The following is a 24745-nucleotide window of genomic DNA, read 5'->3' on the forward strand; positions in this document are numbered from 1 at the left end:
TATTATTGTATACAATGAATGTGTTTAGGAAAATTAAATCTTTTTAAAGATTTTGTTTATAAATTTTAATAAGGAGTGTGCATATGGAATTCAGCTGGCTTACGACATTTATTACAGCTGCCGAGTGTGAAAACTTTAGAAGGACTGCAGAAATACTCTACATTTCACAGCCTTCTGTAACTGTGCATATTAAGCTCTTAGAAAAGGAAATAGGTGCCGAACTTTTTCACCGTGAAGGAAAAAGAATCAAGCTAACAGAAGATGGTAAGAGATATCTATTGTATGCAAAAAAATTGATCACTGTCTACCAGCGAGGATTGGAAGACATGAAGTCTCTCAGTCAAGGGTATACATCACAATTCTCAATCGCGATTTCTCCGCTTATCGCTGATACCATTTTGCCATCCGTGTTAAAAAGGTATTTGAGTAAACATCCAAACGTCGAAATTAATGTAAAGATCATCGAATCGATCGATATTGAAAAAGCGGTTTTAGAAGATGAAGTCGATATCGGGCTGTCCTGTTTAGACAGTACGAACCCTGATCTGACGTGTAAGCCCCTGTATAGCGACAAAGTTGTGCTTGTCTCGGCTCATGATGGAAGGGATTCCGAAACCGCACCTCCATTAGATGAAGCAGAGGTTTTAACCAATAATTACTTGCTGACAAATAATCATCCAGGCTATTGGGACGTGCTGCTTAAAAAAATAAAAAGCATCTATCCAGCTCAAAGGATGATGAAAGTATCTCAAGTACACATTACAAAACGCTTCATTTCAGAAGGGTTAGGCGTCTCGTTTTTGCCCGTCTCAACCGTTCGCAGAGAGCTATTGGAGGGAAGTCTGCTGGAAGTTGATTGCCATTCAATTACATTGCCGGATGCCAGCACATACGCTTTAATGAAATACGAGCATTCCAGACAAAAAGAATTTGTAGCGTTTATTTCAAAATTCCGATTCTAAAAGGAGAAAGAATTTAACAAAATAAAACCCGTGGAAAGCGAGCCACAAAGAGCGGGAATTTAGAATGGAGTTTCGTAGATGAAGAGGTTAGTGATTATGACAGTCGGTAAAACCCATAGCGGGAAAACGACATTTGCAAAAGCGTTAGAGCAGCAGTTGAACAACTCCCTTGTCATTGACCAAGATAACCATGCTGAATTTATTAACACCTATTACAAATCTTTACTTCCAAAACAGGGACCTAATACAATTAAATACGCCATCACTCAAACAATACTTGATTACGCCATTACACAAACTAATTTTCATTTAATCATTAGCAACTCAAATCGTGCTCGAGATTCTCGTATGAAGCTCCTAGCACATTTTCATGAATTAGGATTTAGAAGTATTCTTGTGAATTTTGATATTCCAAATCATGTCCTTCAAGCGCGAGTTGCCGCTAGTACGCGAAGTACAAATGTATTTAGAAGTGCTGCTACTTTCGAAGAGGTTCTTACTCGACAACATGATGAATCCTTAAAAGAAAATATTACAGCTCCAATTGAGGGAGAGTCAGATTATTTATTTGAAATCAAAAATGATGATGATATTCAGTCTGTGACTCAGAAAATTATTAAAATGGCTCAAAGTACTGTATAGGTTCAATGTAATCAACTTGGAAGTATCATTTCCAAGATGGGTACATTTTTACAAATTGTACCTATGCATTCCGGAAGAGTATTCGCAGATCAGGAAGAAAATTACTTTTGCAGTAATGGAAAAAAAGTAATTGCTTAGTTAGAAATAAATATAAAAGCGCCGGAATATATGTCCGGCGCTTTTTGCCATTTACTATGGATCGACTAATTCATCATCATTTAAAAATAGATCTTCATCATCAAAATCTATATGATTTTCCAAGCTATCAAAACCGTATTGTCTATTGATTTGTTTAGCAAGTTCTGTTAAATATTCATCGGAAAACAAAGGTTTCTTTTCTTTTGGCATAATGCTGCTCCTGTGTCTGTTTGGTTTAACTGCACTTATCAACACTATGGACAAATTTAAGGAAACTTATTCTTTAAGATACTTTCTTCTGTATACTTACCCACCACAAATCATCACCATAACGGAAGAAGTTAGCTGTGTAATTTCCTTTATAAAAGCTGAGCATTGTATTGTCTGTACTTCTTTCATCTGGTTGTTGTGCCATTGTTCCCATAATGGTTTCACGATTCGTATGAATGTTTACTTGGTAGACCAATATTTTTTCATCTTGATCAAGTGTAATTATTAGTTCATGACCTTTATACGTATAATAACGTGTTATCGTATCATCATCACGTTTTTGTTCTTTATCTGGTTTGCCCAAATTACTCTCATTAATGGGATCACCGACTTTTAGTGGCAGAGGGTCAATCATTCCTTCATTAAATTTATTAACAAGTGTTTCGTTCATCGTTACATAATTGTCCACTTGTTGTAATGGAGCGGTTGCAGTTTCTGAAGGTTCAGGTTTCTTTTCTGCTGCTTCTACCACGGGAATAGGTTTAACAAGTTCACGCTCAAATTTTTTCACATTGTAGAAGTTGCCTCCAATAAATAACACCAAGATTATTAGAGATGAGAGACCCTTTATGTTTGTGAAAGAAACACTTCTAAATTTACTTCTTATATCATTAGTAGTCTTTATTCCTTCGAGCATAAAGTTAATAGCAATTACACTCGCAGAGAAAAATAAAACCGGAATCAAGATCAGATGAGGACGAATCAATATTTGATTGTAAAAGGAACCAATCATACCTGACCATTCACTAGAAACAGATATGGCAATTTTTTCTTCGTCACCCATAGAATAAGGTTCAAGTATCGTACCGCCAAAGAACATTTTCAATAATCCCAGATGAGCAAACAGGATTAATACATACATCGTCTGCTGCACAAAGACGAACGATAATTTCGGCAGTAAGTGAGGAATTATGTGACGGCGAAAAATGTGGAACCGGTTGCCGCCTAATAGTTTGGCTCCGGTAATGAACTCTTTTTCAAATATTGTGTCAATCTCAGATGCAATCATGACGGAAACAACAGGCAGGGCGATAACGGTCATGATGGCAATCTGGAAAAGACCTTTGTCCCAAAAACTTATTTTTTCCGCAATTAAGACAGGGAACAGAAAAAAGAACGTAAGCAGCGCGACAGGGACGTAATGAATCGATTCAGATATCCCTCTTAACGTGTTTTTGAAGACGGGATGAGCAAGGTGCAGAATCACTCCGATGCTAAACGACAATAAGAGTCTTAATAAGCTTATGAAAATGGCGATTCCAATTGTATATTTAGCACCAGATAAAATACGGTAAAAGGAATCGTATCCAAATTGGTCAGTACCAAACCAAAAACGTGAAGAAGGTTCGAACGGTGCCTGATCAAGCGGCGTGATGCCATCTTTGTCATAGATGACTTGTAGTTGCGGGATAAAGCCGTCAAAATGAACATGATGGTAAAAGCTTAAGAACAATAAGCTCGTGATGAAACAAAAACCGATCATGAATAACGGTTCTCGAAAAACAGAAGATAGAGGACGAAGAATTTTTAACAAATAAAATAAAACTCTTCTTAAATACGGAACGAAAATAGAGATATGAAATGCGCCTTGTTCTTTAGGTATGTTTCGATTTGTCACCCAGTGTCCGAATGTGAATAAACAGTAGATGGGAACAAAAAGCATGAAGCAGACAATTGCAAATATTTCAGGTGTTCCGTATTCATAGACAAAGTTAGAAACTCCAAAAATGTTAAATAACAGCTCAATTACTAGCAAATTTGATAACATAAACCATATGATAACTTTGGATTGATGAAAAAGACTCTTTAAGGTATGAGGTAAGATATGATAAAACAAAACGTGCAAGCGGGTTAATCCTTTTCCTTTTGCTGTTAAAATATATGGCTCGTCCCATTCTTCCTCCATCTGATGCAAGAGAACGCGAAAGCAAAATACAGCAGGTAATATAGTCAGGCAAAGAATCGGAATAAAATAGGGCTGTTCATGATAAGAAGTAGCAACAGGGAATAAAAGATGGTTTGTTTTTTTGTAGTACCAGATGATAAAAAATTGAACACCGACAGCAACCAAAATGTCTGGAACTGATTCAAGAACGAAAGAGATGAATCGAACGATCCGATATAAAAAATCCGGCAAAACAGACACGAGTATACTGAAAACGATTGCGATGACAACAGCGATCATAAAGGAAGAGAATAATAGAGTCAGAGAGTAAAAATAGGGATCCCAAATACCGGGAAAGAGATTCCTTACAACTCCCATTTCATTTTGATATGTTATTGTAGATGGATGGAATATGTTCGATAGAATCTTACTAATACCTTCGAGATATTTTGCGAAACTGAAGCGCATGCCAGTGAAAGCAAAGGGAATTGCCCCCATTAACATAACTCCGACTAAAGACAAAAATCCGATGATGTAAAGGTCTTTTTTTCTCAATACAACCACCTGCCCCTTTTTTCTATATTACAATATTTTACCATAAAATAGATTTTAATTACTGAAAATTCAAATAAATAAGGAGGATTGATAGTATGTCACAGTATTCAAAAGAAGAAATCCTTACTGGGGGAAACGTCTCTCAAGTCTCACGTTTAGGAAATACAGTAAGGCGTGAATTAAAGCCAGAAAGCGAAAAGATACATAAATTATTAAATCATCTACAACATAAAGGCTATCCGTATGCTCCAAAGTTCATAGGGATCGATGAAAAGGGAAGAGAAATCTTAACGTATTTTGAAGGAGAAGCAGGGAACTATCCGTTAAAAGGATATATGTGGTCTGATGATTCATTAATAAAAATAGCAAAGATGCTGCGTCTTTATCATGATGCGGTGAGTGATTTCGGGTTTAGTGAAGAGTGGCAGCCGCTAGATAACACACCAGAGCCATACGAGATCATCTGTCATAACGACTTTGCCATCTATAACATCATTTTTGATGATGAAAAACCAGTTGGTATTATTGATTTTGATGTGGCAGCACCAGGACCAAGAGTTTGGGACATCGCTTATTCACTCTATACATGTGTGCCATTGAGCAGATTCTGCCTTTCAGAAACAGGCGAGAAAGTGGCGTATCAATCATCAGAGCATGCGAGTCGAATGAAAGAAAGAGTGAAATTGTTTTTTGAATCGTACGGTGAGAAAGCAGCTCCAAATGTTTTAGAAATTGTCGTGCAAAGATTAGAAGGTCTCTGCCAAACGATTACAAGAAAAGCAAAAGAAGGAGATCAGGCTTTTCAAAAAATGATTGAAGAAGGTCACGTGCAGCATTATCAAGAAGATATAAAATTCATTCATGAGCATAAAGACGAGTGGGTTGAGAGGTAATTAAAAAAATCGTTTTAAAAAAGACAAACAAAAAAAGGATGGGATTATCACCATCCTTTATTTAATCACACCATGCGGAAGCACGGCATGAACACCACGAACTCCGTTAACGATTTGAGTAATTCTTAAGTCCACCACAAGACTTGATAAAGCAAGCGCCTCTTTGCGTTTGTATCCAAACAATTCTTTCATTAGCTCTAGCATACCATCCAGTGCTATTATGGCAGCTTCGTTTAAATCCTCATGAAAACCCATCGTGACCCAACCTGTGGGAGTTTTTGCCCGGGGCATCTTTAAATGAATATCTTCACGTAAGGAAAGAGTTAGATCCACCATATCCATTGGGCATTCTAAAGCAGGGCAGCCAACTTCTCCATCACCCTGTAGGGCATGTCCGTCACCAACTGAGAAAAGTCCTCCAGCTACTGGAATTGGAAGATACAACGTGCTTCCTGCAATCAATTCTTTGCAATCAATATTTCCGCCACAAAACCGAGGAGGAGTTGTTCCGTGAATCCCGGGTTCATCTGGAGGCATCCCCATGATTCCCATAAAAGGGCTTAACGCCAGTGTATGTCCTTTATCGCTAACTCCAATCATAGATTTTGAATCTAGTTTCCAATTGAGGTGGAACTGCTCACCATCTACAAGTTTCAGTGCTTGATTGATGGGGTGAGGAAAACCGCCTGCGCTGTTCCATCCCCATGGACCAGGACGAAGATCATTAATCTTAATTTCGAGTGTCATCCCTGGTTCTGCTCCACGGATTTTTACAGGACCGCATAAAGCATGCCCTCTATCGCGAGGCATCTCCCTAGGTTCGAACTTTTTACGAGCACCTTCAGATGAAAAAGGTTCTAATCCCCAGCCGGCATCAAGTGTACGGAATCGAATGGTATCGCCAGAATCAATCGTTATAACGGGTTCGAAATCTCGGGAGAAAGAACCATGAAGAGCAGCGCGTTCAGGCAGAATTGTATATTTGGCCATAATCAATACCTCCAAAAATGAGTTCCCTTTCTTTTTTATATTACTGTAAAAATATGGTCGATATAGCATGAATTGTGACTAATTTATTACTTAACATTGAACCGGTTGAGAGAAAAAAGAAAAGGAGTCTTGCCAATTGTTTTGAATAATAAAAGAGTAACTATCATTGTACAGAAAAAAGTGAGGAAAAGTTTACTATTTAATTCAGACCATGCCGATCATTGAAAGGGGATAACAATGAAGATCCGGAAACTTAAAAATGGTGAGAAGCCTCCAATGGATTTGTTGTTATTAGCGGATCCTTCCAGAGAGATTGTAGAAAATTATTTACATAGAGGTGAATGTTATATTGCTGAAAGTGAGCAGCAAATAGTAGGCGTATTTGTATTATTGCCTACACGGCCAGAAACGGTAGAGTTAGTAAATGTTGCAGTGTTAGAGGAAAAACACTGTAAAGGTATAGGGAAATCGTTAGTAACGAATGCCATACAAGCAGCTAAGTCAAAAGGTTATAAAACAATTGAAATCGGCACTGGGAATGCAGGAATAGGGCAACTAGCACTCTATCAAAAATGTGGATTTCGAATAATTGGAGTTGATTTTGACTTTTTTATAAAACATTATCCAGAAGAAATTTTTGAAAATGGTATACAATGCCGGGATATGATTCGATTATCTCAAGATTTATAATCTAAAAAAAAGTGATAATCTTGAGTGTGGAGGGTGAAAGATTTTATGAATTAAAAACAGCCTTTTATTAAAATTCTAATTGTAATATAAAAAGATTGTGTAAAGTGCTTCAATTTGAAATAATTGGAATTAATTAAAAGGTCTCAGAAAAGTAGGAGAGAGGTAATGGTATTAGATGAAGTAAAGAAAATGAGAAGAAAGCAATTTATTGTAACAAACGCGCTCCTTCTAACATTCATAATAATCTACTTTTTAATCATTCCTAATCTTAATGTAACATCTGAACAATTTTTTTTAATACTTGGTATGATTTTATTAATTCAAGCGATTTTTGGCTTTTCAAGGGCAAACACTACTAAATCATTTTTCTCTATTTTTGAACAAGTAGCAATCTATGAAAAAGAAAAGATGGGGATCGAATGGAAAAAACAAAGGAAAATGAACTCTCTCTGGATTTTGATCACAAGTGGTTTAATGTTTTTACAAGCTTACTTAAATCGAGGTTTAACCGGTAAAGTACTTCAAATCGATTTTCGTTTTATGTTCATAATGTTTTTGTTTGTCGTAGTATTAACAAATATCAGCCTAATTTTACACGTCAGAAAAGTAGACCGTTCTAGAACAGAGTTAGATATGAAAGGCTATACTTATAAATCAAATGTAATGGCTATAATATTTGGGATATGTTCTGGAATAGTATTTATTGTTTTCAGTATCTTTTATCTTCTGAAATGGTAAATGCTTTCAACTTAACGATGAATCATCTAGTAGAACCACAGACTATGTGTAAAAGCTGCCCAGTTTAGTTGGGCAGCTTTTTATCTTATTAAATTGTAAGAAGGATATCCAATGTTCAAGGAGAAGTTTGTTTTATGATATTGGGATTGAGGAGGGATTGGTTATGGAAAAAGTACTTATTCTTGGTGCTAGCGGTCTTGTTGGAAGAGCGTTAATTAATGAATTAAATGATAGATTTGACGTGTATGGTACATATTCTTCTACACAACCCAGTCTTCCTGAGAATAGACAGTTTCAATTGGAAATTCAGGAAATTGAAAGCCTGCAAGGGATAATTCAATCTATTAAACCTGATATCGTGATTTCTTGCTTAAGAGGAGAATTTATTCAACAGCTCAAGTTTCATAAGGAGCTGGCAATGGAATTACGAAAAATGGATAGCAGGATGTATTACTTCTCCACAACAAACGTATTTGATGGAGACCTTTCAAAACCTCACTCAGAAACAGACACACCAATTTCTGAATCTGATTACGGGAAGTTCAAACTTGAATGTGAAAAGATGCTAACAGAGATTTTGGATGAACGGCTGGTCATTGTCCGAATTCCGGCGATATGGGGGAAGGATTCACCAAGATGGCACGAAATCAATGAAAGTATAAAAAACAATAAAGAGATAACAGTTTATAGCAATCTCGTATGCAACAATCATCTCGATATTGTGTTAGCCAAACAAATTAGGTACATCATTGAAAATGAATTGAAAGGGATATTTCACTTAGGTTCAACAGATTTGATGACGCAGGCGCAATTTTATGAACAAATTTTAAGTAAACTCGAATATGAAGGGAATCTTTTGCGATATACCGTGTATCAAGAACCTAAAGACACGGGTTATTTTACATTGAAGTCAATTCGTAATGACCTGCCAGAATCGCTTCAATATACGAATGAAGATATTATTTCTTATTTGCTGGAGGAAAGTAATATTAAAGTTAAGGAAAAGTAAAACAGATTATACGTGGGGATATTACACCCTAATATAGAAGTAAAGGCGTTTAAGGGGATAAATTTTCTAACTTAATTAAAGGAGAATATTTATGAGTCTACAATTAGATCAAGATAGGATGAAGGAAAGGGAACTGAAAGGATTTTTAACTGAAATTAAGAGCGGAGAAAAAAACTGGTCGGATATAGATCAACGATTAGTAGTGAAGTCGATGATGAAATATATAGGTTCAATTGATAGTGAACTTAGAGACCAGTTAATTTTCACCTCATTTTATAAACTGATCATTGAGCGTAATGAAATTGAACCAGAACTATTAATAGACCTTTTAGAAACATGTCTGGATGACTTTTTATTTAAAGGAATAGGCGAAAATGGTACGGATACTGTTTTTACTAGGTCTTTCACATCGCTTTTAATAGCGCTAATTTTAGGTAGAGATACCGAGGACAATTTTTTATCACAAAGCATGGTTTATAGAGTAAAAGACGAACTCATTCATTATATAAACTCCGAAAAAGATTTAAGAGGTTATGTGCCAGAAAAAGGCTGGGCACACAGTGTTGCACATGTTGCTGACACTTTTGATGAACTAGCAAAAAATCCGAAAATTAGTCATGAGTTATATTTAGAAATGCTAATACCACTTTGGAACAAAATCTTTGTTTCTGAAAGTGTCTATGTGCATCACGAAGATGAAAGATTGTTAATTCCTATTATTGAAATGCTGAATAACGGCTTGGAAACAAAAGAAGTAGAAAATCTACTGCGAAAATTACCAGTCGAATTGAAAGCTCAAAAGGAACAGCTTGAGTATGAAAAGTATCTTCTATTAGAATTTAATAGTAAAACTTTCTTGAAAAGTTTTTATATGAAACTAAACAAAAACCCTAAATTAGCAGCACTCCAGAAAAGCATTGAACAATGTTTAACTAGCATATAAAAGAATAAATACTTACATCGGTTCATCATTTAAAAGTGACCACTTTACCATGTATTAGGAAACAAAACCCTGCAGCCATTTTGTGCAAGGTTTTTTTGCTTTTCTAAAAATCAGTTCTTACAGTCAGAACCTTTCCTTAAGCAAAATTTGATGATGCTTTCCCATTACCCAAATTGAGATGGGTGCATATTCTGTTACATCAGAAAAATGCTCTGAAGTAAAAAAGAAAAGGTGATGATTACCATGATGCACCCATCTACAGAAATCCGCTTTGTGAGTGAAGAAATTGGTGTTGGCGTATTTGCTACAAAATTCATACCAAAAGGGACCATTGTCTGGGTATTGGATGATCTAGACCAGACCTTTGACGAAGAGTATGTAGAGTCACTCGATCCGTTAAGAAAAGATGTCATCTATAAATATGCATACTTGAACGATCTAGATCAATATGTACTATGCTGGGATCATGGAAGGTACATTAATCACAGCTTTGATCCAAATATGATAGCAACAGCGTATGAATTTGAATTAGCGGCAAGAGATATTTACCCTGGTGAAGAGTTAACATGCGATTATGGAACGATGGGTGATGATGAATCCTTTACTTGTGCACCGAAAGACGGTACATCAAGAACAACAGTTACGGCAGATGATTATTTGAATATGTATCAAGAATGGGATGAAATGGCGAGGGAAGCCTTTAAGAATTTTAACAGTGTGGACCAGCCGCTCAAACCCTTAGTCCAGAAGCAGTTTGTTGATAAAGTGAATGCTGTTGCTGAAGGGCGAGAACCATTAGACTCGATTCGTTCTACTTTTGAACTTGAATAACAAGGTTATTTATAAAGTTCTAACAGGAGAAAAGATAAAAAACCACTATAAAAGCAGCTCCTATTATAGGGACTGCTTCTATTCATGTATGGCGTTTTTCTTTTTTTCCTCTTTAATTAAAAGGACTCCTATCAATCCCATCAAAGAAAAGAGTACCGAGATGATAAATCCGTAATGATAGCCTGCGTTTAATGAATTTTGAGGAAACAGATCAAGTACACTCCCGAAAGCACTTGGCAATAAAACAGCGCTTAGAAAACCACCCATATTGGCAAAGCCGGCTGCAACACCTACTTCTTCGATGGGGAAAGATTTTCGCACAACGGCAAAGGTTAATGAACTTGCCCCATTTCCGAAACCAATGACTAATAGCAATACGACTACCATCATAAATAATGGCTTCATTCCCAATAAGAACAGGCCCATCCAACTTAGCAGTACAACGAAATGAATAAGGGTATAGATCCTTTTTATCGAATCTAACCGGCTTGTTATCCAGCTGATTAATGGACCGCCAATCATGGCTCCAAATAGACCATACATAATAAGCTGGCTTGCATCTGAACGCGACAAATCAAATACATGAATCCCATATGGAACCCCCCAGGAACCGATAAATCCTACATATGTGCCGACTACGCCAAAGTGGCATAGGAACGTTGCCCAAGCTTGACGAGTAGTAAAGATTCGGCGCAGTATGGTCCAAACACTTTGCCTGTTCTCAATCGAATCCTTCTTTGCTACGGGATCTTCATTAAACATTTGTTTTGGCTTTGCTACAAGAACGATATATAGAAGAAATGAGCATAACACTAGTATAATTCCTACACTTAAAAAGGGAGTTCTCCAGCCTGTGAGTGAAATCCAGTAGGAAAGGGGGACAGTAGCTGCTAATGAACCAACGCTTGCAACCATAGAAACTACTCCGATCAATCCTACAAATTCTTTTACTTTGAACCATTGACTTAAAATGATAACGAAATTCACAAAAATCGTTGCATCTCCAACTCCAACTAAAAAGCGAGAAAAAATTAACAGATACTCGTTTGGAGCAAAACTGAAAATAAGGCATCCTAATCCATTAAGGAGAGTACCCAAAATTAAAAATCGATTGGGACCATATTTATCGGATAATAGACCAACAGGAATCTGCAACCCAGCATAAGCTAAAAATTGAATGCTGCTCAATAATCCTATGGTGGAAGCTGAGACATGAAAATCCTTCATTAGTTGATCGGTAATAAGTCCCGGGGCTGTTCTTTGGCTCACAATTAAAAAGTAAGCTAATAAGACAGTTCCAAATACCACCCATCTATAGCTGCTTTCCTGTTTCTTCATCTTGAAGTACCCCTCTTAATAAAAAAATTTCCTACATAATTTACTCATTGAGAACTGCCATTCTTAACTTCATTTTCTAAAGTTTTTTTCTGGAAGAATGTTGTTTTTAGTTTACTTTTCTGTGACACCACTGGCAAGTTGATTGGAGTGTAAGGTGCGAGACTCCTGCGGGATCAGTGTGACAGGTGAGACCATTCAATGTCGCAAGGCGACGAGTGGGCTCACCGCGCGCCCCGCGGAAAGCGAGCATCCTGAAACGGAAATCAACCACTTTCAAAAGCAACAATGTATGCGAAAACAGCCTTTTCTAATAACGAAATCAACTTATGCTTTAAGTTTAGCATTTTATTGTTTTTTTTGAAAAAAGAGGCTATCCAAAAATGAACGCGTGATTTTCTTCAAGAAGGAGAAGTTCTCTTTATTATTGAATTAAAGGGCAGGACTATGTAATAAATTCACCTATCAATGAAAGAAGATAAAGAAAAGGAGGAATGAAATTGTCTTTAAAAGTTGGCGATAGGATTACATTTGAACGGACTTTCACAGCAGCAGATGTTGAATGGTTTATTAAAGTTTCAGGCGATGAAGGCTCTCACCATGTTACTCCCGATGAACAAGGAAGACTTGTTATACAAGGATTACTGACCGCGACATTACCAACAAAAATAGGAGGCGATCACAACGTACTCGCTCGAACAATGAATTTTGAGTTTTTAAGACCCGTATTTACGGGTGATACAATCATGTGTGAAGTAACCGTTGAGCAATTCGAAAAGCAAGATACTAGAACACAAATTACGGCCGCCTTTGTTTGTAAGAATCAAAATGAAAAGGAAGTGCTAAAAGGGAATTTTTCTGGAGTAATCCTACAACGTATTTTCAGCAACTCTAATAAAAGGACGTGTTAATCCATGAATGCAGAAATGATTATGCAGGAGCTTGAAGCGCTAGGCAAGGAACGCACGAAAAAGATTTATATGTCAAATGGTGCGCACGAACCGCTTTTTGGTGTGGCAACAGGCGCTATGAAACCAATCGCAAAAAAAATCAAAATAAATCAAGAATTGGCTGAAGAGCTTTATGAGACAAATAACTATGATGCGATGTACTTTGCAGGCATTATTGCAGACCCAAAAGCCATGACGGAGTCGGATTTTGATCGATGGATCGATGGCGCTTATTTTTATATGCTGTCTGACTATGTAGTTGCAGTAACTTTAGCGGAAACAGATATTGCGCAAGAAGTTGCCGATAAATGGATTGCAAGCGGAGAAGAGCTTAAAATGTCAGCGGGATGGAGCTGTTATTGCTGGCTTATAGGCAATCGGAAAGATAGTGAATTCTCCGAAAGTAAACTAGCGGGCATGCTTGAAAACGTGAAAAATACGATCCATGAATCTCCGGAACGAACAAAATACGCTATGAATATGTTCATTTACACCGTAGCCGTATCTTATTTGCCGCTTCATAATCTGGCTGTTGAAACAGCAAAGACAGTTGGATCAGTAGAAGTAGAACGAGACAAGAAAAAAAGTAAGTTCTTAATGGCTTCTGAAACAATTCAAAAGGCAGTAGATCAAGGAAGGCTAGGATTTAAGCGGAAATATGTAAGGTGTTAAAGATGATCTACATAAATGATATTTGAGTCAGATGCAGATGTTTGGTCTGTTACGTGTTTTTTATCGAAGTAAAGAGTAGATCGGTTAAGAAGGGAACTGAATGAAATGTCTTACCATATTAGGGTACGTGTTGGTGCTGTCATTATTGATAATAATAAAATATTATTAACTGAGTTTAACGACGCAATTAGAGGAATCGTTTATGATTTACCTGCAGGTGGAACTGAACCAAACGAATCAATTGTGGAAGCAGTAAAAAGAGAAGCAAAAGAAGAAGCATGTATCGATGTAGAGGTAGGACCACTAGCCTTTGTGTATGAGTATGCACCCCATCTTAACTCAGAAAAATATGGAGATACTCATACTTTGGTAATGATGTTCGACTGTACTCTGAAAAATGGGTCTATCCCAAAGTTGCCTCTAAGACCAGATCCTAACCAAACCGGTGTTAAATGGTTTCCAATAGCAGAAATAGAAAATATTCAACTTTACGCTAACATTGGAAAGGAAATAAAAGACTATACTTTTAATAAGAGAAATATTGAATTACTAGAAGAACATAAATTAACGGAGTTACAACTTAAATAAATTTCGTTCAACAGCGGAATGGAAATTAGAACTTATTCAACTGTTGTGTGCAGTTCTTCAAGAAGGAGAAGTGCTTTTTTTATAAAAAAAGTGCAGGATTAGTTGGAATTCAACATATTTACACTTAATTTCGAATGCATTTCTATTCCAAGAAATGCATTCGATTTTTTATTGGGTTAAACCTACTATTTGCACACTCCTAATGGGTTGTCATCAGGATCATAAAAGGTGAAAAACCGAGTTGTACCTTCTCCGCCAATTGCATTTACTTTTACCTTTTTTTCAACTAGCGATTTGTACGTTTCTTCAATGTCATGACACATAAAATTATAATATTTCCCTACTCCAAAATGATTTTCAGGAAATTTCATCGGTTCATGGTTTATTACTTTTACAAGGCAAACTACTGTATTGGAATGCTCTGCAATTTTCATAACCGCAGCATTTTCTTCTATATAAACTACCTTGAATGCAAGAATCTCCTCATACCATTTGGCTGAAACTTCAGGGTCTTTTACAGGTATGAATACTCCTTCCATACCCTTTAAAAGTGGATTTGCCATTATTACCTCCATAAAAAGATTGTTTTTATTTTGAATGAAACAAAATACTGTCATAATAAATCCTTAAACGGCAAGACTTTAATATTATGCTTGTATAGGTAAGTAGATCCCAACTTCCTCTGCACCATCTTCCAACAGATGATAGGTTTCCACTATATAAGCGTCTAAATTTCTTTTATAGCCTTTTCTAATTGTCCAATTCAGTAAATAACTGTGTAGATTTTCAAGGTTTTTAATATTTCCTTTTGTAGAAACATAATCGTGGTTTAACTCGATATAATGCAATCCTAATGGCGTTTCAGCTGGGGCACCGGTAACGATCATTCCTACATAAAATTCCCCTTCAAGGTGATCATCGGTTTTTTTAGGTTCAAAAATAGCGATTTCAGTTTCCGTACAATTTTCAATTTCTTTTTTCCTTACTAAAAGTTGTTGGGCAGCTTTTGGAACTTCTAAGCCAAAATTAACATATAAAGCATTACCTTTTTGGGCGACCAATTTAAAATTTTTGCTTACCACTTTACATTCCATATAAATTTCTCCATTTCTCATCGTTTACAAATATGATTCTCTTAGAAGGTTGTAGTTCCTTCTACTGATAGTAAGAAACAACAGTCTGTATTTCTTTCAGAAGGAGAAGTGCTTTTTTTATGGAAGTAAAAAGGCACACACCGTCTGAGGGGGGATTTGATGGCTGATGAAATCTTTATGAATCAAAGGCTAGCGGATATCTATGATTCTTTTGATCCAGATCGAACGGATTTAGAAGTTTACGAATCTATCATAAATGAACTTGGCACAAATTCTGTACTGGATATCGGTTGTGGAACAGGAACATTTGCTTGTCTCCTTGCAACAAAAGGAATCCAAGTGACGGGACTGGATCCAGCCGAAGCTTCACTAAAAGTGGCTAAAGCGAAACACGGGTCTGACCGTGTCAGATGGATTCATGGCAATGTAAATGATCTTCCGCCAATGAAAGTCGACCTCGTATCGATGACGGCTAATGTTGCTCAAGTTTTTTTAACGGATAAAGAGTGGAAAGAGACATTACATGCAATTCGCGATGTATTGCGGCCTGGCGGGCATTTTGTATTCGAAACTCGGAAACCTGAGTCCCGCGCGTGGTTGAAATGGAACAGAGAGAATACATATAAGAAAATAGATATTCCAGGAGAAGGTTTTGTTGAAGGATGGGTAGACATTATCAACGTGCAAGACTCAATGGTGTCTTTCCGTTGGACATATGTTTTCGAGAATGATGGAGCGATTCTTACATCAGATTCTACTTTGCGGTTTAGAAGTCGCACAGAAATTACCCAATCGCTAATTGAGACTGGTTTCATTGTGAAGGATGTAAGAGAAGCCCCAGATCGCCCAGGAATGGAATTCGTTTTTATTGCACGCCTACCGACAGTTTAACCAATAAAAAAAGAGGAGGCTTCAAATGTTTGGTAAATTTGATTTTGAGACCATTTACAGTGAACGTGATGAATCCACACCTCTAGTTGTCATGATGTGCGGTGTAGCGGGTTCAGGGAAAACGACATTTTCACAGCAATTAGAAAAACAAGGATTTGTCCGTCTCTCGATTGATGAAGAAATATGGGCGAATAACGGCCGATGGGGGATTGATTTTCCTTTTGAAAAAATGGAGGAATACAAAAAAGACGCAGAAAACAAGCTCCGTAATCAATTGATTGAACTTATTCGTGACAAACAACAAGTGGTGATTGATTTCAGTTTTTGGGATCGGGTAAGAAGGGATCACTATAAACAGCTTATTGAGACAGCCGGCGGCAAATGGAAACTGGTTTATATAAAAGTACATCCAGATGATTTGCGTGAACGTCTTAGTGAACGAAACAAACGATTTGATGCCAATTCGTTTCCGATTACAGAAGAAGTTTTAGCATCCTACCTGAGTGGTTTTGAAATTCCGAATGGGGAAGGCGAAATAGTCATTGAAAATTAGAGGATATGAGGTGCAAAGGTTTGGCACATTTTCTTCGTACAATCAATCGCTGTCGAAGCTTTCCTTGTCCAGTGTTAAACGAGCAACCTGAAACGGAATCCTTTAACGAATACTCTTTTCTTGGGGGATTTTTCTAATTTGGCTCCAATGATAGGTTGATTGGAGTGCAAGGTGTGAGACTCCTGCGGGACAGGCGGGCAGGTGAGACACTTATAAGTGAAACGTACGAATGTGGCTCACCGCCTGCCCCGCGGAAAGCGAGCAACCTGAAACGGAAATCAACTACTTTCATTATCAACAATGAAGACGAAAACAGCCTTTTTTAACATTGCACACAATAAGTCTTAAAAATAAAGACTTATAAACCCATTTGTTTTCTTGTAGAGTTTATAAATAGTCAGAGGAAAACAGAGGTGTATGATGTCAAAAAAGATAAAAATAGAATCCCCAAAAATCCTTTCCGATTTAGAGCGTGCAAATTTCAATGATATTTTTTATAAAGATGAGCCTGAATTAATAAATTGTACAATCACAAACTCCCAAGTAGATCATGAGGTTATCGATCGAGTAGTCTTTTCAAAGGTTATTTTCAAAAATAGTACGTTTATTAATAGTACCTTTATGAACATAGATATGACCGACGTGGTTTTTGATAATTGCAATTTATCCAATACATGCTTTTTGGAAGGGATTATACATAGAGTAGAGTTTAAGGACTGCAAACTATTGGGATTGGATCTGTCGAAAGCAAATCTCGGAAACGTATTGTTTACTAACTGTGACTTGAATATGAGTAACCTTTCAGATGCGCGTTTAAAACAAGTTGGATTTGAGAATTCGTCATTAAGAAGTGCTAATTTTTTTGATTCTACAATGAATAAAGTGCGTTTGGATCGATGCGACTTGAATGATGTTGATTTTACACAAACACCACTAAAAGGGATTGATATAAGTACATGTACCTTTGAAAAGATAAATGTGTCAATTGAAAGTTTAGCAGGATGTGAAGTTTCTCCGAATCAAGCAATAGGATTTTCAAGATTGTTAGGAATAAAAATTAAGGAATAAATGATTTCTACGAATGAACTTAAATATTAAATAAACAATACGCCTGGTAACTCTATGTCAGGCGTTTTTGCTGTATCATTTGATTCCGCAATTCCTTAAAAAGGTTTTCAAAGAACGTATTGACATACCTAATGTAATCCAATAAAATGAAAACGATATTGATAATCATTTTCAATTAAAATATAAAAAGGCAATACTTTATTAAAGGAGGGCGAAAGCATGTCCAGACTATTTGCTGAGCATTTAAACATCGCTTATGGTGAAAGGGACATTGTAAAAGATCTTAACATTTCAATTCCGGATGGGAAGATTACTACGATAATTGGGCCAAATGGCTGTGGAAAATCTACAGTGTTGAAAACGTTGTCACGTATACTGAATCCGAAATCTGGTACGGTCTACCTTGATGGCAAAGCCGTTAGTAAAGAGTCTACAAAGAAAATCGCTCAAAAGATGGCAATTTTGCCGCAGTCTCCTGATTCTCCAGAAGGACTTACGGTAGGAGAGCTTGTTTCTTATGGTAGATTTCCTTACCAAAAAGGGTTTGGCAAGCTGACCAAAAGAGATTTTGAAGTAATAGACTGGGCTCTTCATGTGACAGGTGTTTCTGAGTTTAATGACCGACCTGTTGATGCACTTTCAGGTGGTCAGCGTCAACGAGTATGGATTGCGATGGCTTTAGCACAAGAGACAGATATTATTTTGCTGGATGAGCCGACTACATACTTAGATTTATCTCATCAGTTAGAGGTGCTCGAGTTATTGCACCAGCTGAACCGTGATGAAAAGCGTACAATCGTAATGGTCATTCATGACTTGAACCATGCTGCAAGATTTGCACACCATATGGTCGCCATGAAGGAAGGCTCAATCCTGAAAGAGGGAACAGCTGAAGAAGTAATGACACGTCAGGTACTTCGAAATGTGTTCAATATTGATGCTGAAATTGGTATAGATCCGAGAACGAGAAAACCTGTCTGTTTAACTTATGATCTTATCAAAAATGTTCAGTTAGTAGAAAACTTGGCGTAATGGGTCGCCTTTCTTTTTTAAAGTTAATTGAGAATGATTTTTATTTTCAAATATGGGGGGATTTATCAATGAAAAAACGTACAAAACAATTATTGCTTAGCTTTATGACAATGCTGCTAGCTTTTGCATTAGCTGCATGCGGAAATAAATCAGAAGAAGGCACAAGTACGGAGAATAAAGAATCGAAAAGTGAAACAAGAATTTATAAAGGCGAGAAGGGTGATGTAAAGGTACCTGCAAAACCGAAACGTGTTGCGATGATGGCTGCTACATACGCTGGTAACTTGCTAGATTTAGGAATTACTCCGATTGCTGTTAACGAATATCCGAAAGCGAATAAATTCTACGGCAACAAACTGGACAAAGCAGAAGTCGTTACAGCTGATTCTTATGAAAAACTATTAGAATTAAATCCAGATCTCATCATTACGTATTCAGATGATAAGAACATTAAGAAGTACGAGGAGATTGCTCCAACGGCAACACTGACTTATGACAAGTACGACTACAAGGAACAGCATATTGAGATTGGAAAGATAGTAGGAAAAGAAAAAGAAGCTAAGGCATGGGTTAAAGAGTGGGATAAGAAAGCTGCTGATGCTAGCAAAAAAGTGAAAGATGCAATAGGGGAAGACAAAACATTTATGGTTATGGAAGCATACGGAAAAGACATGTATGTTTACGGTAAAAACTGGGGCCGTGGAACAGAAGTAATTTATCAAGCACTTGGACTAAAAGCTCCTAAGAAGTTAGAAGAAGATGTGTTTGGACCTGGCTGGAAAGCGATCTCCACTGAAGTCATTCCAACATATGCTGGAGACTATATCTTTGTTGGTTCAGGTGCAGGCAACCCGGATAACTCATTCATGCAATCAGATGTCTGGAAAGAGCTTCCTGCGGTTAAGAACGGTAACGCAATCAAATTTGATTCAGAATCATTCTACTTTAACGATCCGATTTCTCTAGAAAAAGAATTAGATTTCATTGTAAAAGAATTAACAACAAAGTAAACAATAAGAAGGATTATAGGCCATGTTTAAAACAAAGACAAAGCAGATAAAAGAGAATAAAGTGTATTCTAGGCCAGCAGTAGGTTCAGCTATATTATTGATGGGTTTCATCATTCTGATTGCGAGTATTGGTCTTGCAATATCAGTTGGAGCTGCAAAGATCAATTTTCTTACGGTTTGGAACTCAATCTTAAACTACGATCCTAGCAGGGAAGCGGACCGTATCATTATCAGCCTCCGATTACCGAGGGAACTTGGTGCTGCTATTGTCGGTGCGGCGTTTGCGGTCAGTGGAGCGATCATGCAGGGGATGACAAAAAATCCCCTGGCAGACCCTGGTTTGCTTGGTTTGAACGCTGGTGCGAGTTTAGCTCTTGCTTGTGTTTTTGCTTTTAACACAGGAGCAGACTATTTTACAGTGATGATACTTTCCTTTCTTGGTGCAGGAATAGGTGCAGGTATGGTGTTCGGGTTAGGCTCAATGAGCAGAGGAGGACTTTCTCCTATTCGAATTACACTAGCTGGTGCAGCTGTTTCTGCACTGCTTTCTTCGTTGGGTGAAGGAATTGCTTTGTACTTTAAGCTTTCACAAGATCTTGCTTTCTGGACGGCAGGCGGTGTTTCAGGGACAAATTGGGCACAGTTGAAGTTAATTGTACCTGTTGTCCTAGTTGGAATCGTGATAGCCGTTATATTCTCCAGACAGCTTACCATCCTTAGTTTTGGTGAAGAGGTAGCCAAAGGCCTGGGACAGAGGACAATACTTACCAAAGCCGTTCTTATGACAGTCGTACTGATACTTGCAGGTGCTGCAGTTTCACTCGTCGGCGCAATAGCTTTTGTAGGATTAATGGTTCCGCATATCGTACGTTTTCTTGTCGGAACTGATTACCGCTGGATTATTCCATGCTCAGCGATTTTTGGCAGTGTACTTATGGTGTTGGCGGATACTTTCGCACGTACGGTAAATGCTCCCTATGAAACGCCAGTTGGTGCGGTTGTTGCCATGATCGGAGTGCCATTCTTCCTTTACCTTGCTAGAAAGGGAGGAAGAAAACGATCATGATGAGTCTAAGGCAGATCAAGAGAATAAGAGCTACAACGATTGCAGCGATTGTTTTACTAGTGGCCGTTTTTATTCTGAGTGTAGCTACAGGATTTGCTTCATTAACTCCCGGAGAACTATTTCGAACGGTAATCGGTCAGGGTACACCAAGGGAAAACCTGATTTTGTTTGAATTTAGACTTCCAAGAATTTTTGTAGCGGTCCTAGCAGGGATGGGACTCGCAGTGTCTGGTGCTATTCTTCAAAGTTTGACCAAAAATCCTCTTTCTGACCCTGGTATTTTAGGAATTAATGCCGGTGCCGGTTTGATGGTTGTAGTTTATATCATGTTCTTTACGGTTGAAACATCCAGCTTCTTATACATTCTGCCGCTTTTTGCTTTAGCAGGCGGTATGGCAACTGCAGCTGTTATTTACCTCATGTCTTACATAAAAGGAGAGGGTGTTGAGCCAACGAGGCTTGTGCTTGTGGGTGTAGGTTTAGCAGCGGCATTATATGGTGCGACACTAACATTATCCACTCGGCTTGAAATGGAAGACTACTCGTTCATGGCGAATTGGATGGCGGGGAGAATCTGGGGGGATGACTGGATATTCGTCTTATCATTACTGCCTTGGATTTTGCTGTTGACTCCGATTACACTGCTAAAGTCTAATGTGCTGAATACCTTAAACCTTCACGAGAATGTTTCAATTGGTGTAGGAGTGAATGTTGGTCGGGAACGAATCATACTGATCATGATCGCTGTCGCGCTAGCATCTGCATCTGTAGCTGTAAGCGGGGGCATTGGGTTTGTTGGACTTATGGCCCCTCATATTGCCAGATCACTTGTCGGTCCCCGTCATCAGGCGTTTTTACCGATAGCCGCATTAATCGGTGCAATCTTGCTTCTTGCTGCGGACAGCATAGGAAGAGTTATATTAGATCCAAGCGGTATCCCCGCTGGAATTATCGTTACCATTATTGGTGCGCCGTATTTCATGTACTTATTGGCAAAAAAATAAGCAGTAAAAAAGGAGCCCTCAAGCTCCTTTTTTATTTTAATGGATTATTTGTTTAACTAGTTCTCGATTCCGTTCTTTAAATACTTCGTTATGAGAAGAAACCATCGCTACTGTTTGAGCATCAGGCTGGATGAATTGTTTCGCTTTATTCACAGCATTAGCAGCATCTTGGAAAGTTCCTGCAATTAAATTCAATTTGCCATTGTGTTTCAGTATGTCTCCTGCCGCATATAGTCCAGGGACTGATGATTCACTGTTCGCATTTCCAGCGATATAAAAGTTATCTGCAAGTTCGATATTCAACTCGCTATTTGCAAGCAACGATGAATCTTGCTCAAACCCATGATTGATGATGATTTCATCGATTGGAAGATAGGAGACCTCACCGGTTACATGATTGGTTAACTCAATCTGTTCGATCACTTCATGATTTGGACAAGCGAACAGCTTAGAGATTGAAGTGTTGAAGATACAGTCTGCACAGCTATTCATAAGCTGAGTGACTTGAGCTTCATGACCAGCTAACGTTCCTTTTCGATAGGTAAGATAGACTTTTTTAGCGATAGGAACTAATTCGTTTGCCCAGTCGATTGCGGTATTGCCTCCACCTGAAATAATAACGGTCTTATCTTTGAATTGCTGAAGCGATTTAACCGTATAATTTAAGTTTGAAACCTCAAATCTTTCCGCACCTTCTATCTCAAGTCTTTGCGGATTTAATATCCCGCTTCCAACTGCGACAATGACGGTTTTGGAATAATGAAGTACACCGCTTGCGCCTTTCATTACAAAAAGTCCCTCATCGTCTTTAGAAATGGATTCTATTTTTTCGTTTAATACAACTTCCGGGCTGAAAGTTAATCCTTGTTCTACAAGTTTTTCGATAAGCTTTGCTCCTGGAAGTGGAGTGTGGCCACCAACATCCCAGATCATCTTCTCAGGGTATATATGTATTTTTCCGCCTAAGTGCGGCTGATATTCAATGATCTTTGTCTTCATATCTCTTAGTCCGCTATAAAAGGCAGAATAGAGTCCTGCTGGACCTCCGCCAATAATGGTTACATCAAAAATATCCTTGTTTGCCATAATGCGTTCCTCCTCAGGAAGCAAATAATAGTGATTATCATTCTCATTTAAATATATAACGAATCTCACATTTTTACAACAGTCCATTTTGTTTCAGTTAAAGAGTAACAAATAAATGTGTAAACTTTAAAAAGCTGCAGTGATGGGGTATTTTCGATGTGAAATAAATTAAGAGCAGGGATACTAAGAACTGAATAGAAATATGAGATTAAGAGGTGATAAGATGTCAGCGGTACATAATAAATCATTCATATTCGACCAATATCATATTTCTGAATCTGATTTTTTGGGAGCCGGAATGGAAGCAGAAGTCTATGCTTATAGCAATGATAAAGTGATGAAGTTGTATAATCACCTGTCAGATGCTCATAAGCAAAAATTACTGAAAAGCTTTTATGATTCTATTAAACAAAACGATTTGAGCTACGAATTGCCTCGTATTTATGAAATTTTTGAAGAAAAAGATTATTTAATTACGATTGAAAAGAGAATGAAAGGTACAGATATGCAAAGCCTTCTCTCGAATATGGATGATCTGCAATTAAATAAAGCAATGGAAATGTACCTTGCTGCGAATATTGAATTGAAAGGTTTAACATTAAATAAACCCCTGGAAGGCTACACGTTATTTGGTGACTTTGGTATTCCTTTAACTGAAAGTAACAATTGGTTTGACTTGCTAAAAAACATGATGCTGAAAAAGCAGATTGAACTGAAGTCTTATTTTATGGAAGACGTCGAGAGTTACGAAGAGAAAGTTGATAGTTTACTGGATAGGCTAGCAGCTGGATATAAAGGAGATTATTCAATTATTCACGGTGATTTTTATCCTGGTAATCTACTTCTTGAAAAAGGAAAAGTTACAGGTTTAATCGATTTTGGATTAATGACGATGTATGGAGATTACTTATTTGACGTTGCAGTCGGATGGGTATGCTTTGACATGTATGATGTGTTAAAGATGAACATTCGTGAGAGATACTTGAACATGATCCTCGACACTCTAGGTGAGAACGTAAAAAGCAGTCTATATTTTTATGTGTTGGTTTATAGCATGATTACGGCAAATTTTTATTCGAAAGATTGCACTGACGGGCATTATCAATGGTGTGTGGACAATTTAAACAGAAATGATTATTGGGAAACACTAAGATAAACGGATGAGCTGCCATTTTGGGTGGCTTTTCGTTTATAAAATAAGGATTTTAACTTGCAGCTAGATCTTTCAAACAGAATTATAGAGCTATTTCCAATCACTTGAAGTGAGGAGAGAAAGCATATGAACCTAAATCTGATGGATATTTTTCGCATGGAATATGACTTTTGTTGGAATACTGAGACCTGGTTTTTACCTTTAGAATCTGCTCTTGAGGGTTTAAACTCTACAGATGCAAGCTGGCAGCCCCCAGGAGAAGGAAATACAATTTGGCAAATTGTGAACCATCTAAATTATTACAACGCCGTGCTTGTTAGACAAATCAATGACAAAACTCCTCAAGAAAAAACATCTACTAACAAGGCTACATTCGGTGATATTGGCAAACCAGCAGATTCTAAATGGAAGGAAATCTTGGCGGTGAATACATTCGGAGAAATCCCAGACCCAAGAGAATCTGAAAAATGGAAGGCAGCTGTAGCAGAAACACACCTAATATTTGGAGATCTGCGTAAGTCACTCGCACAAATGAATGACAGTGAGCTGGGTGATGAATTGATTGGTGTATTGGCACGTCAAATTTTACACAATGTATATCATATTGGACAAATTGTATTCATTCGCAAACAACAAGGCTCTTGGCCAAAAGAGCGATAATAAATAGTGTATTCCGCTATAATGGCTGTTTTATAAG

27 protein-coding genes are annotated in these 24745 nt (G+C 37.5%); 20 read left to right on the forward strand and 7 right to left on the reverse strand.

Going from position 1 to position 24745, the window contains the following annotated elements; genetic code table 11:
* The first annotated feature begins 83 nt into the window (after nucleotides 1–83).
* Together J2X07_RS02810 and J2X07_RS02815 are read left to right on the forward strand one after the other, a co-directional pair.
* Entirely contained in the window at nucleotides 84–962 is an 879-nt protein-coding gene (locus tag J2X07_RS02810; RefSeq protein ID WP_310256216.1) for a LysR family transcriptional regulator, read from the forward strand.
* A 78-nt stretch (nucleotides 963–1040) separates the two neighbouring features.
* The gene (locus J2X07_RS02815) at nucleotides 1041–1604 is read left to right on the forward strand and encodes an ATP-binding protein (RefSeq protein WP_310256218.1); all 564 of its coding nucleotides are present in this window, start codon (nucleotides 1041–1043) and stop codon (nucleotides 1602–1604) included.
* A gap of 192 nt (nucleotides 1605–1796) precedes the next feature.
* Here J2X07_RS02815 and J2X07_RS02820 read toward each other — a convergent pair whose 3' ends face one another.
* Both J2X07_RS02820 and J2X07_RS02825 read right to left on the reverse strand, forming a co-directional pair.
* Nucleotides 1797–1952, reverse strand: a complete 156-nt coding sequence (locus J2X07_RS02820) for a bacitracin ABC transporter ATP-binding protein (RefSeq protein ID WP_310256219.1) — start codon at nucleotides 1950–1952, stop codon at nucleotides 1797–1799.
* Nucleotides 1953–2025: 73 nt separating this feature from the next.
* Nucleotides 2026–4452 (reverse strand): ABC transporter permease subunit, encoded by a 2427-nt coding sequence (locus J2X07_RS02825; RefSeq protein WP_310256221.1) that lies wholly within the window; start codon nucleotides 4450–4452, stop codon nucleotides 2026–2028.
* A 95-nt stretch (nucleotides 4453–4547) separates the two neighbouring features.
* On the opposite strand from J2X07_RS02825, the gene J2X07_RS02830 reads away from it, so the two are divergent.
* Nucleotides 4548–5345: a phosphotransferase gene (locus J2X07_RS02830; RefSeq protein WP_310256223.1), complete on the forward strand. Its 798-nt coding sequence runs from the start codon at nucleotides 4548–4550 to the stop codon at nucleotides 5343–5345.
* Nucleotides 5346–5402: 57 nt separating this feature from the next.
* Here the strand turns inward: J2X07_RS02830 and J2X07_RS02835 are convergent, their stop codons facing one another.
* On the reverse strand, nucleotides 5403–6335 hold the full coding sequence (locus J2X07_RS02835; RefSeq protein WP_310256225.1) for an acetamidase/formamidase family protein: 933 nt from the start codon (nucleotides 6333–6335) through the stop codon (nucleotides 5403–5405).
* 237 nt (nucleotides 6336–6572) lie between these two features.
* Here J2X07_RS02835 and J2X07_RS02840 point away from each other — a divergent pair, with 237 nt between their 5' ends.
* The 5 genes from J2X07_RS02840 (at nucleotide 6573) to J2X07_RS02860 (ending at nucleotide 10546) form a co-directional block, all read left to right on the forward strand.
* The gene (locus tag J2X07_RS02840; RefSeq protein WP_310256227.1) at nucleotides 6573–7025 is read left to right on the forward strand and encodes a GNAT family N-acetyltransferase; all 453 of its coding nucleotides are present in this window, start codon (nucleotides 6573–6575) and stop codon (nucleotides 7023–7025) included.
* A 165-nt stretch (nucleotides 7026–7190) separates the two neighbouring features.
* Nucleotides 7191–7763, forward strand: a complete 573-nt coding sequence (locus J2X07_RS02845; RefSeq protein WP_310256229.1) for a hypothetical protein — start codon at nucleotides 7191–7193, stop codon at nucleotides 7761–7763.
* Between the two features lie 163 nt (nucleotides 7764–7926).
* Entirely contained in the window at nucleotides 7927–8772 is an 846-nt protein-coding gene (locus J2X07_RS02850; protein WP_310256231.1) for a sugar nucleotide-binding protein, read from the forward strand.
* Between the two features lie 91 nt (nucleotides 8773–8863).
* Nucleotides 8864–9715 carry a DUF2785 domain-containing protein gene (locus J2X07_RS02855; protein WP_310256233.1) on the forward strand — a complete coding sequence of 284 codons (852 nt, stop codon included), beginning with the start codon at nucleotides 8864–8866 and terminating at the stop codon, nucleotides 9713–9715.
* A gap of 243 nt (nucleotides 9716–9958) precedes the next feature.
* Entirely contained in the window at nucleotides 9959–10546 is a 588-nt protein-coding gene (locus J2X07_RS02860) for an SET domain-containing protein (RefSeq protein WP_310256234.1), read from the forward strand.
* A gap of 78 nt (nucleotides 10547–10624) precedes the next feature.
* On the opposite strand, the gene J2X07_RS02865 is transcribed toward J2X07_RS02860, so the two are convergent.
* Nucleotides 10625–11884, reverse strand: coding sequence for an MFS transporter (locus J2X07_RS02865; RefSeq protein ID WP_310256236.1), 1260 nt, complete (start codon nucleotides 11882–11884; stop codon nucleotides 10625–10627).
* A gap of 497 nt (nucleotides 11885–12381) precedes the next feature.
* Here J2X07_RS02865 and J2X07_RS02870 point away from each other — a divergent pair, with 497 nt between their 5' ends.
* The 3 genes from J2X07_RS02870 to J2X07_RS02880 all read left to right on the forward strand — a co-directional run bounded on the left by J2X07_RS02870 (nucleotide 12382) and on the right by J2X07_RS02880 (nucleotide 14091).
* A complete protein-coding gene (locus tag J2X07_RS02870) occupies nucleotides 12382–12792 on the forward strand; it encodes a hotdog domain-containing protein (protein WP_310256238.1) in 411 nt (136 codons plus the stop codon).
* 3 nt (nucleotides 12793–12795) lie between these two features.
* Nucleotides 12796–13503 (forward strand): DNA alkylation repair protein, encoded by a 708-nt coding sequence (locus tag J2X07_RS02875; RefSeq protein ID WP_310256241.1) that lies wholly within the window; start codon nucleotides 12796–12798, stop codon nucleotides 13501–13503.
* A gap of 105 nt (nucleotides 13504–13608) precedes the next feature.
* A complete protein-coding gene (locus J2X07_RS02880; protein ID WP_310256243.1) occupies nucleotides 13609–14091 on the forward strand; it encodes an NUDIX domain-containing protein in 483 nt (160 codons plus the stop codon).
* Between the two features lie 185 nt (nucleotides 14092–14276).
* Here J2X07_RS02880 and J2X07_RS02885 read toward each other — a convergent pair whose 3' ends face one another.
* Together J2X07_RS02885 and J2X07_RS02890 are read right to left on the reverse strand one after the other, a co-directional pair.
* A complete protein-coding gene (locus J2X07_RS02885; protein WP_310256245.1) occupies nucleotides 14277–14654 on the reverse strand; it encodes a VOC family protein in 378 nt (125 codons plus the stop codon).
* Between the two features lie 84 nt (nucleotides 14655–14738).
* Nucleotides 14739–15185 carry an AraC family transcriptional regulator gene (locus J2X07_RS02890; RefSeq protein WP_310256247.1) on the reverse strand — a complete coding sequence of 149 codons (447 nt, stop codon included), beginning with the start codon at nucleotides 15183–15185 and terminating at the stop codon, nucleotides 14739–14741.
* A gap of 159 nt (nucleotides 15186–15344) precedes the next feature.
* Between J2X07_RS02890 and J2X07_RS02895 the strand changes: the two genes are divergently transcribed.
* From J2X07_RS02895 to J2X07_RS02925, 7 genes are all read left to right on the forward strand, one after another.
* Complete coding sequence (locus J2X07_RS02895) at nucleotides 15345–16076, forward strand: class I SAM-dependent methyltransferase (protein ID WP_310256249.1); 732 nt, start codon at nucleotides 15345–15347, stop codon at nucleotides 16074–16076.
* Between the two features lie 25 nt (nucleotides 16077–16101).
* Nucleotides 16102–16629 carry an AAA family ATPase gene (locus J2X07_RS02900; protein ID WP_310256251.1) on the forward strand — a complete coding sequence of 176 codons (528 nt, stop codon included), beginning with the start codon at nucleotides 16102–16104 and terminating at the stop codon, nucleotides 16627–16629.
* Between the two features lie 420 nt (nucleotides 16630–17049).
* Nucleotides 17050–17697, forward strand: a complete 648-nt coding sequence (locus tag J2X07_RS02905; protein WP_310256254.1) for a pentapeptide repeat-containing protein — start codon at nucleotides 17050–17052, stop codon at nucleotides 17695–17697.
* A gap of 219 nt (nucleotides 17698–17916) precedes the next feature.
* A complete protein-coding gene (locus J2X07_RS02910) occupies nucleotides 17917–18729 on the forward strand; it encodes an ABC transporter ATP-binding protein (protein ID WP_310256257.1) in 813 nt (270 codons plus the stop codon).
* Nucleotides 18730–18797: 68 nt separating this feature from the next.
* The gene (locus J2X07_RS02915; RefSeq protein WP_310256260.1) at nucleotides 18798–19739 is read left to right on the forward strand and encodes an iron-hydroxamate ABC transporter substrate-binding protein; all 942 of its coding nucleotides are present in this window, start codon (nucleotides 18798–18800) and stop codon (nucleotides 19737–19739) included.
* Nucleotides 19740–19761: 22 nt separating this feature from the next.
* Nucleotides 19762–20805, forward strand: a complete 1044-nt coding sequence (locus J2X07_RS02920) for a FecCD family ABC transporter permease (protein ID WP_310256262.1) — start codon at nucleotides 19762–19764, stop codon at nucleotides 20803–20805.
* Entirely contained in the window at nucleotides 20802–21809 is a 1008-nt protein-coding gene (locus J2X07_RS02925; RefSeq protein WP_310256265.1) for a FecCD family ABC transporter permease, read from the forward strand. Before J2X07_RS02920 ends, J2X07_RS02925 begins: the two co-directional genes overlap by 4 nt.
* Nucleotides 21810–21845: 36 nt before the next feature.
* Here the strand turns inward: J2X07_RS02925 and J2X07_RS02930 are convergent, their stop codons facing one another.
* Nucleotides 21846–22895 carry an NAD(P)/FAD-dependent oxidoreductase gene (locus J2X07_RS02930; protein WP_310256267.1) on the reverse strand — a complete coding sequence of 350 codons (1050 nt, stop codon included), beginning with the start codon at nucleotides 22893–22895 and terminating at the stop codon, nucleotides 21846–21848.
* Nucleotides 22896–23118: 223 nt separating this feature from the next.
* Between J2X07_RS02930 and J2X07_RS02935 the strand changes: the two genes are divergently transcribed.
* Complete coding sequence (locus J2X07_RS02935; protein WP_310256268.1) at nucleotides 23119–24051, forward strand: aminoglycoside phosphotransferase family protein; 933 nt, start codon at nucleotides 23119–23121, stop codon at nucleotides 24049–24051.
* A 123-nt stretch (nucleotides 24052–24174) separates the two neighbouring features.
* The gene (locus J2X07_RS02940; protein ID WP_310256269.1) at nucleotides 24175–24708 is read left to right on the forward strand and encodes a DinB family protein; all 534 of its coding nucleotides are present in this window, start codon (nucleotides 24175–24177) and stop codon (nucleotides 24706–24708) included.
* The last annotated feature ends 37 nt before the right edge of the window (nucleotides 24709–24745 follow it).

This window comes from Fictibacillus barbaricus, assembly GCF_031457135.1.
GTDB lineage: Bacteria > Bacillota > Bacilli > Bacillales > Fictibacillaceae > Fictibacillus > Fictibacillus barbaricus_A.

Coding starts and splice junctions, on each gene's coding strand:
- J2X07_RS02820 (WP_310256219.1), bottom strand. CDS start 1,952: ATGCCAAAAGAAAAGAAACCTTTGTTTTCCGATGAATATTTAACAGAA.
- J2X07_RS02915 (WP_310256260.1), top strand. CDS start 18,798: ATGAAAAAACGTACAAAACAATTATTGCTTAGCTTTATGACAATGCTG.
- J2X07_RS02925 (WP_310256265.1), top strand. CDS start 20,802: ATGATGAGTCTAAGGCAGATCAAGAGAATAAGAGCTACAACGATTGCA.
- J2X07_RS02875 (WP_310256241.1), top strand. CDS start 12,796: ATGAATGCAGAAATGATTATGCAGGAGCTTGAAGCGCTAGGCAAGGAA.
- J2X07_RS02865 (WP_310256236.1), bottom strand. CDS start 11,884: ATGAAGAAACAGGAAAGCAGCTATAGATGGGTGGTATTTGGAACTGTC.
- J2X07_RS02835 (WP_310256225.1), bottom strand. CDS start 6,335: ATGGCCAAATATACAATTCTGCCTGAACGCGCTGCTCTTCATGGTTCT.
- J2X07_RS02935 (WP_310256268.1), top strand. CDS start 23,119: ATGTCAGCGGTACATAATAAATCATTCATATTCGACCAATATCATATT.
- J2X07_RS02940 (WP_310256269.1), top strand. CDS start 24,175: ATGAACCTAAATCTGATGGATATTTTTCGCATGGAATATGACTTTTGT.
- J2X07_RS02930 (WP_310256267.1), bottom strand. CDS start 22,895: ATGGCAAACAAGGATATTTTTGATGTAACCATTATTGGCGGAGGTCCA.
- J2X07_RS02910 (WP_310256257.1), top strand. CDS start 17,917: ATGTCCAGACTATTTGCTGAGCATTTAAACATCGCTTATGGTGAAAGG.
- J2X07_RS02880 (WP_310256243.1), top strand. CDS start 13,609: ATGTCTTACCATATTAGGGTACGTGTTGGTGCTGTCATTATTGATAAT.
- J2X07_RS02900 (WP_310256251.1), top strand. CDS start 16,102: ATGTTTGGTAAATTTGATTTTGAGACCATTTACAGTGAACGTGATGAA.
- J2X07_RS02895 (WP_310256249.1), top strand. CDS start 15,345: ATGGCTGATGAAATCTTTATGAATCAAAGGCTAGCGGATATCTATGAT.
- J2X07_RS02885 (WP_310256245.1), bottom strand. CDS start 14,654: ATGGCAAATCCACTTTTAAAGGGTATGGAAGGAGTATTCATACCTGTA.
- J2X07_RS02890 (WP_310256247.1), bottom strand. CDS start 15,185: ATGGAATGTAAAGTGGTAAGCAAAAATTTTAAATTGGTCGCCCAAAAA.
- J2X07_RS02905 (WP_310256254.1), top strand. CDS start 17,050: ATGTCAAAAAAGATAAAAATAGAATCCCCAAAAATCCTTTCCGATTTA.
- J2X07_RS02840 (WP_310256227.1), top strand. CDS start 6,573: ATGAAGATCCGGAAACTTAAAAATGGTGAGAAGCCTCCAATGGATTTG.
- J2X07_RS02850 (WP_310256231.1), top strand. CDS start 7,927: ATGGAAAAAGTACTTATTCTTGGTGCTAGCGGTCTTGTTGGAAGAGCG.
- J2X07_RS02855 (WP_310256233.1), top strand. CDS start 8,864: ATGAGTCTACAATTAGATCAAGATAGGATGAAGGAAAGGGAACTGAAA.
- J2X07_RS02860 (WP_310256234.1), top strand. CDS start 9,959: ATGATGCACCCATCTACAGAAATCCGCTTTGTGAGTGAAGAAATTGGT.
- J2X07_RS02830 (WP_310256223.1), top strand. CDS start 4,548: ATGTCACAGTATTCAAAAGAAGAAATCCTTACTGGGGGAAACGTCTCT.
- J2X07_RS02845 (WP_310256229.1), top strand. CDS start 7,191: ATGGTATTAGATGAAGTAAAGAAAATGAGAAGAAAGCAATTTATTGTA.
- J2X07_RS02920 (WP_310256262.1), top strand. CDS start 19,762: ATGTTTAAAACAAAGACAAAGCAGATAAAAGAGAATAAAGTGTATTCT.
- J2X07_RS02815 (WP_310256218.1), top strand. CDS start 1,041: ATGAAGAGGTTAGTGATTATGACAGTCGGTAAAACCCATAGCGGGAAA.
- J2X07_RS02810 (WP_310256216.1), top strand. CDS start 84: ATGGAATTCAGCTGGCTTACGACATTTATTACAGCTGCCGAGTGTGAA.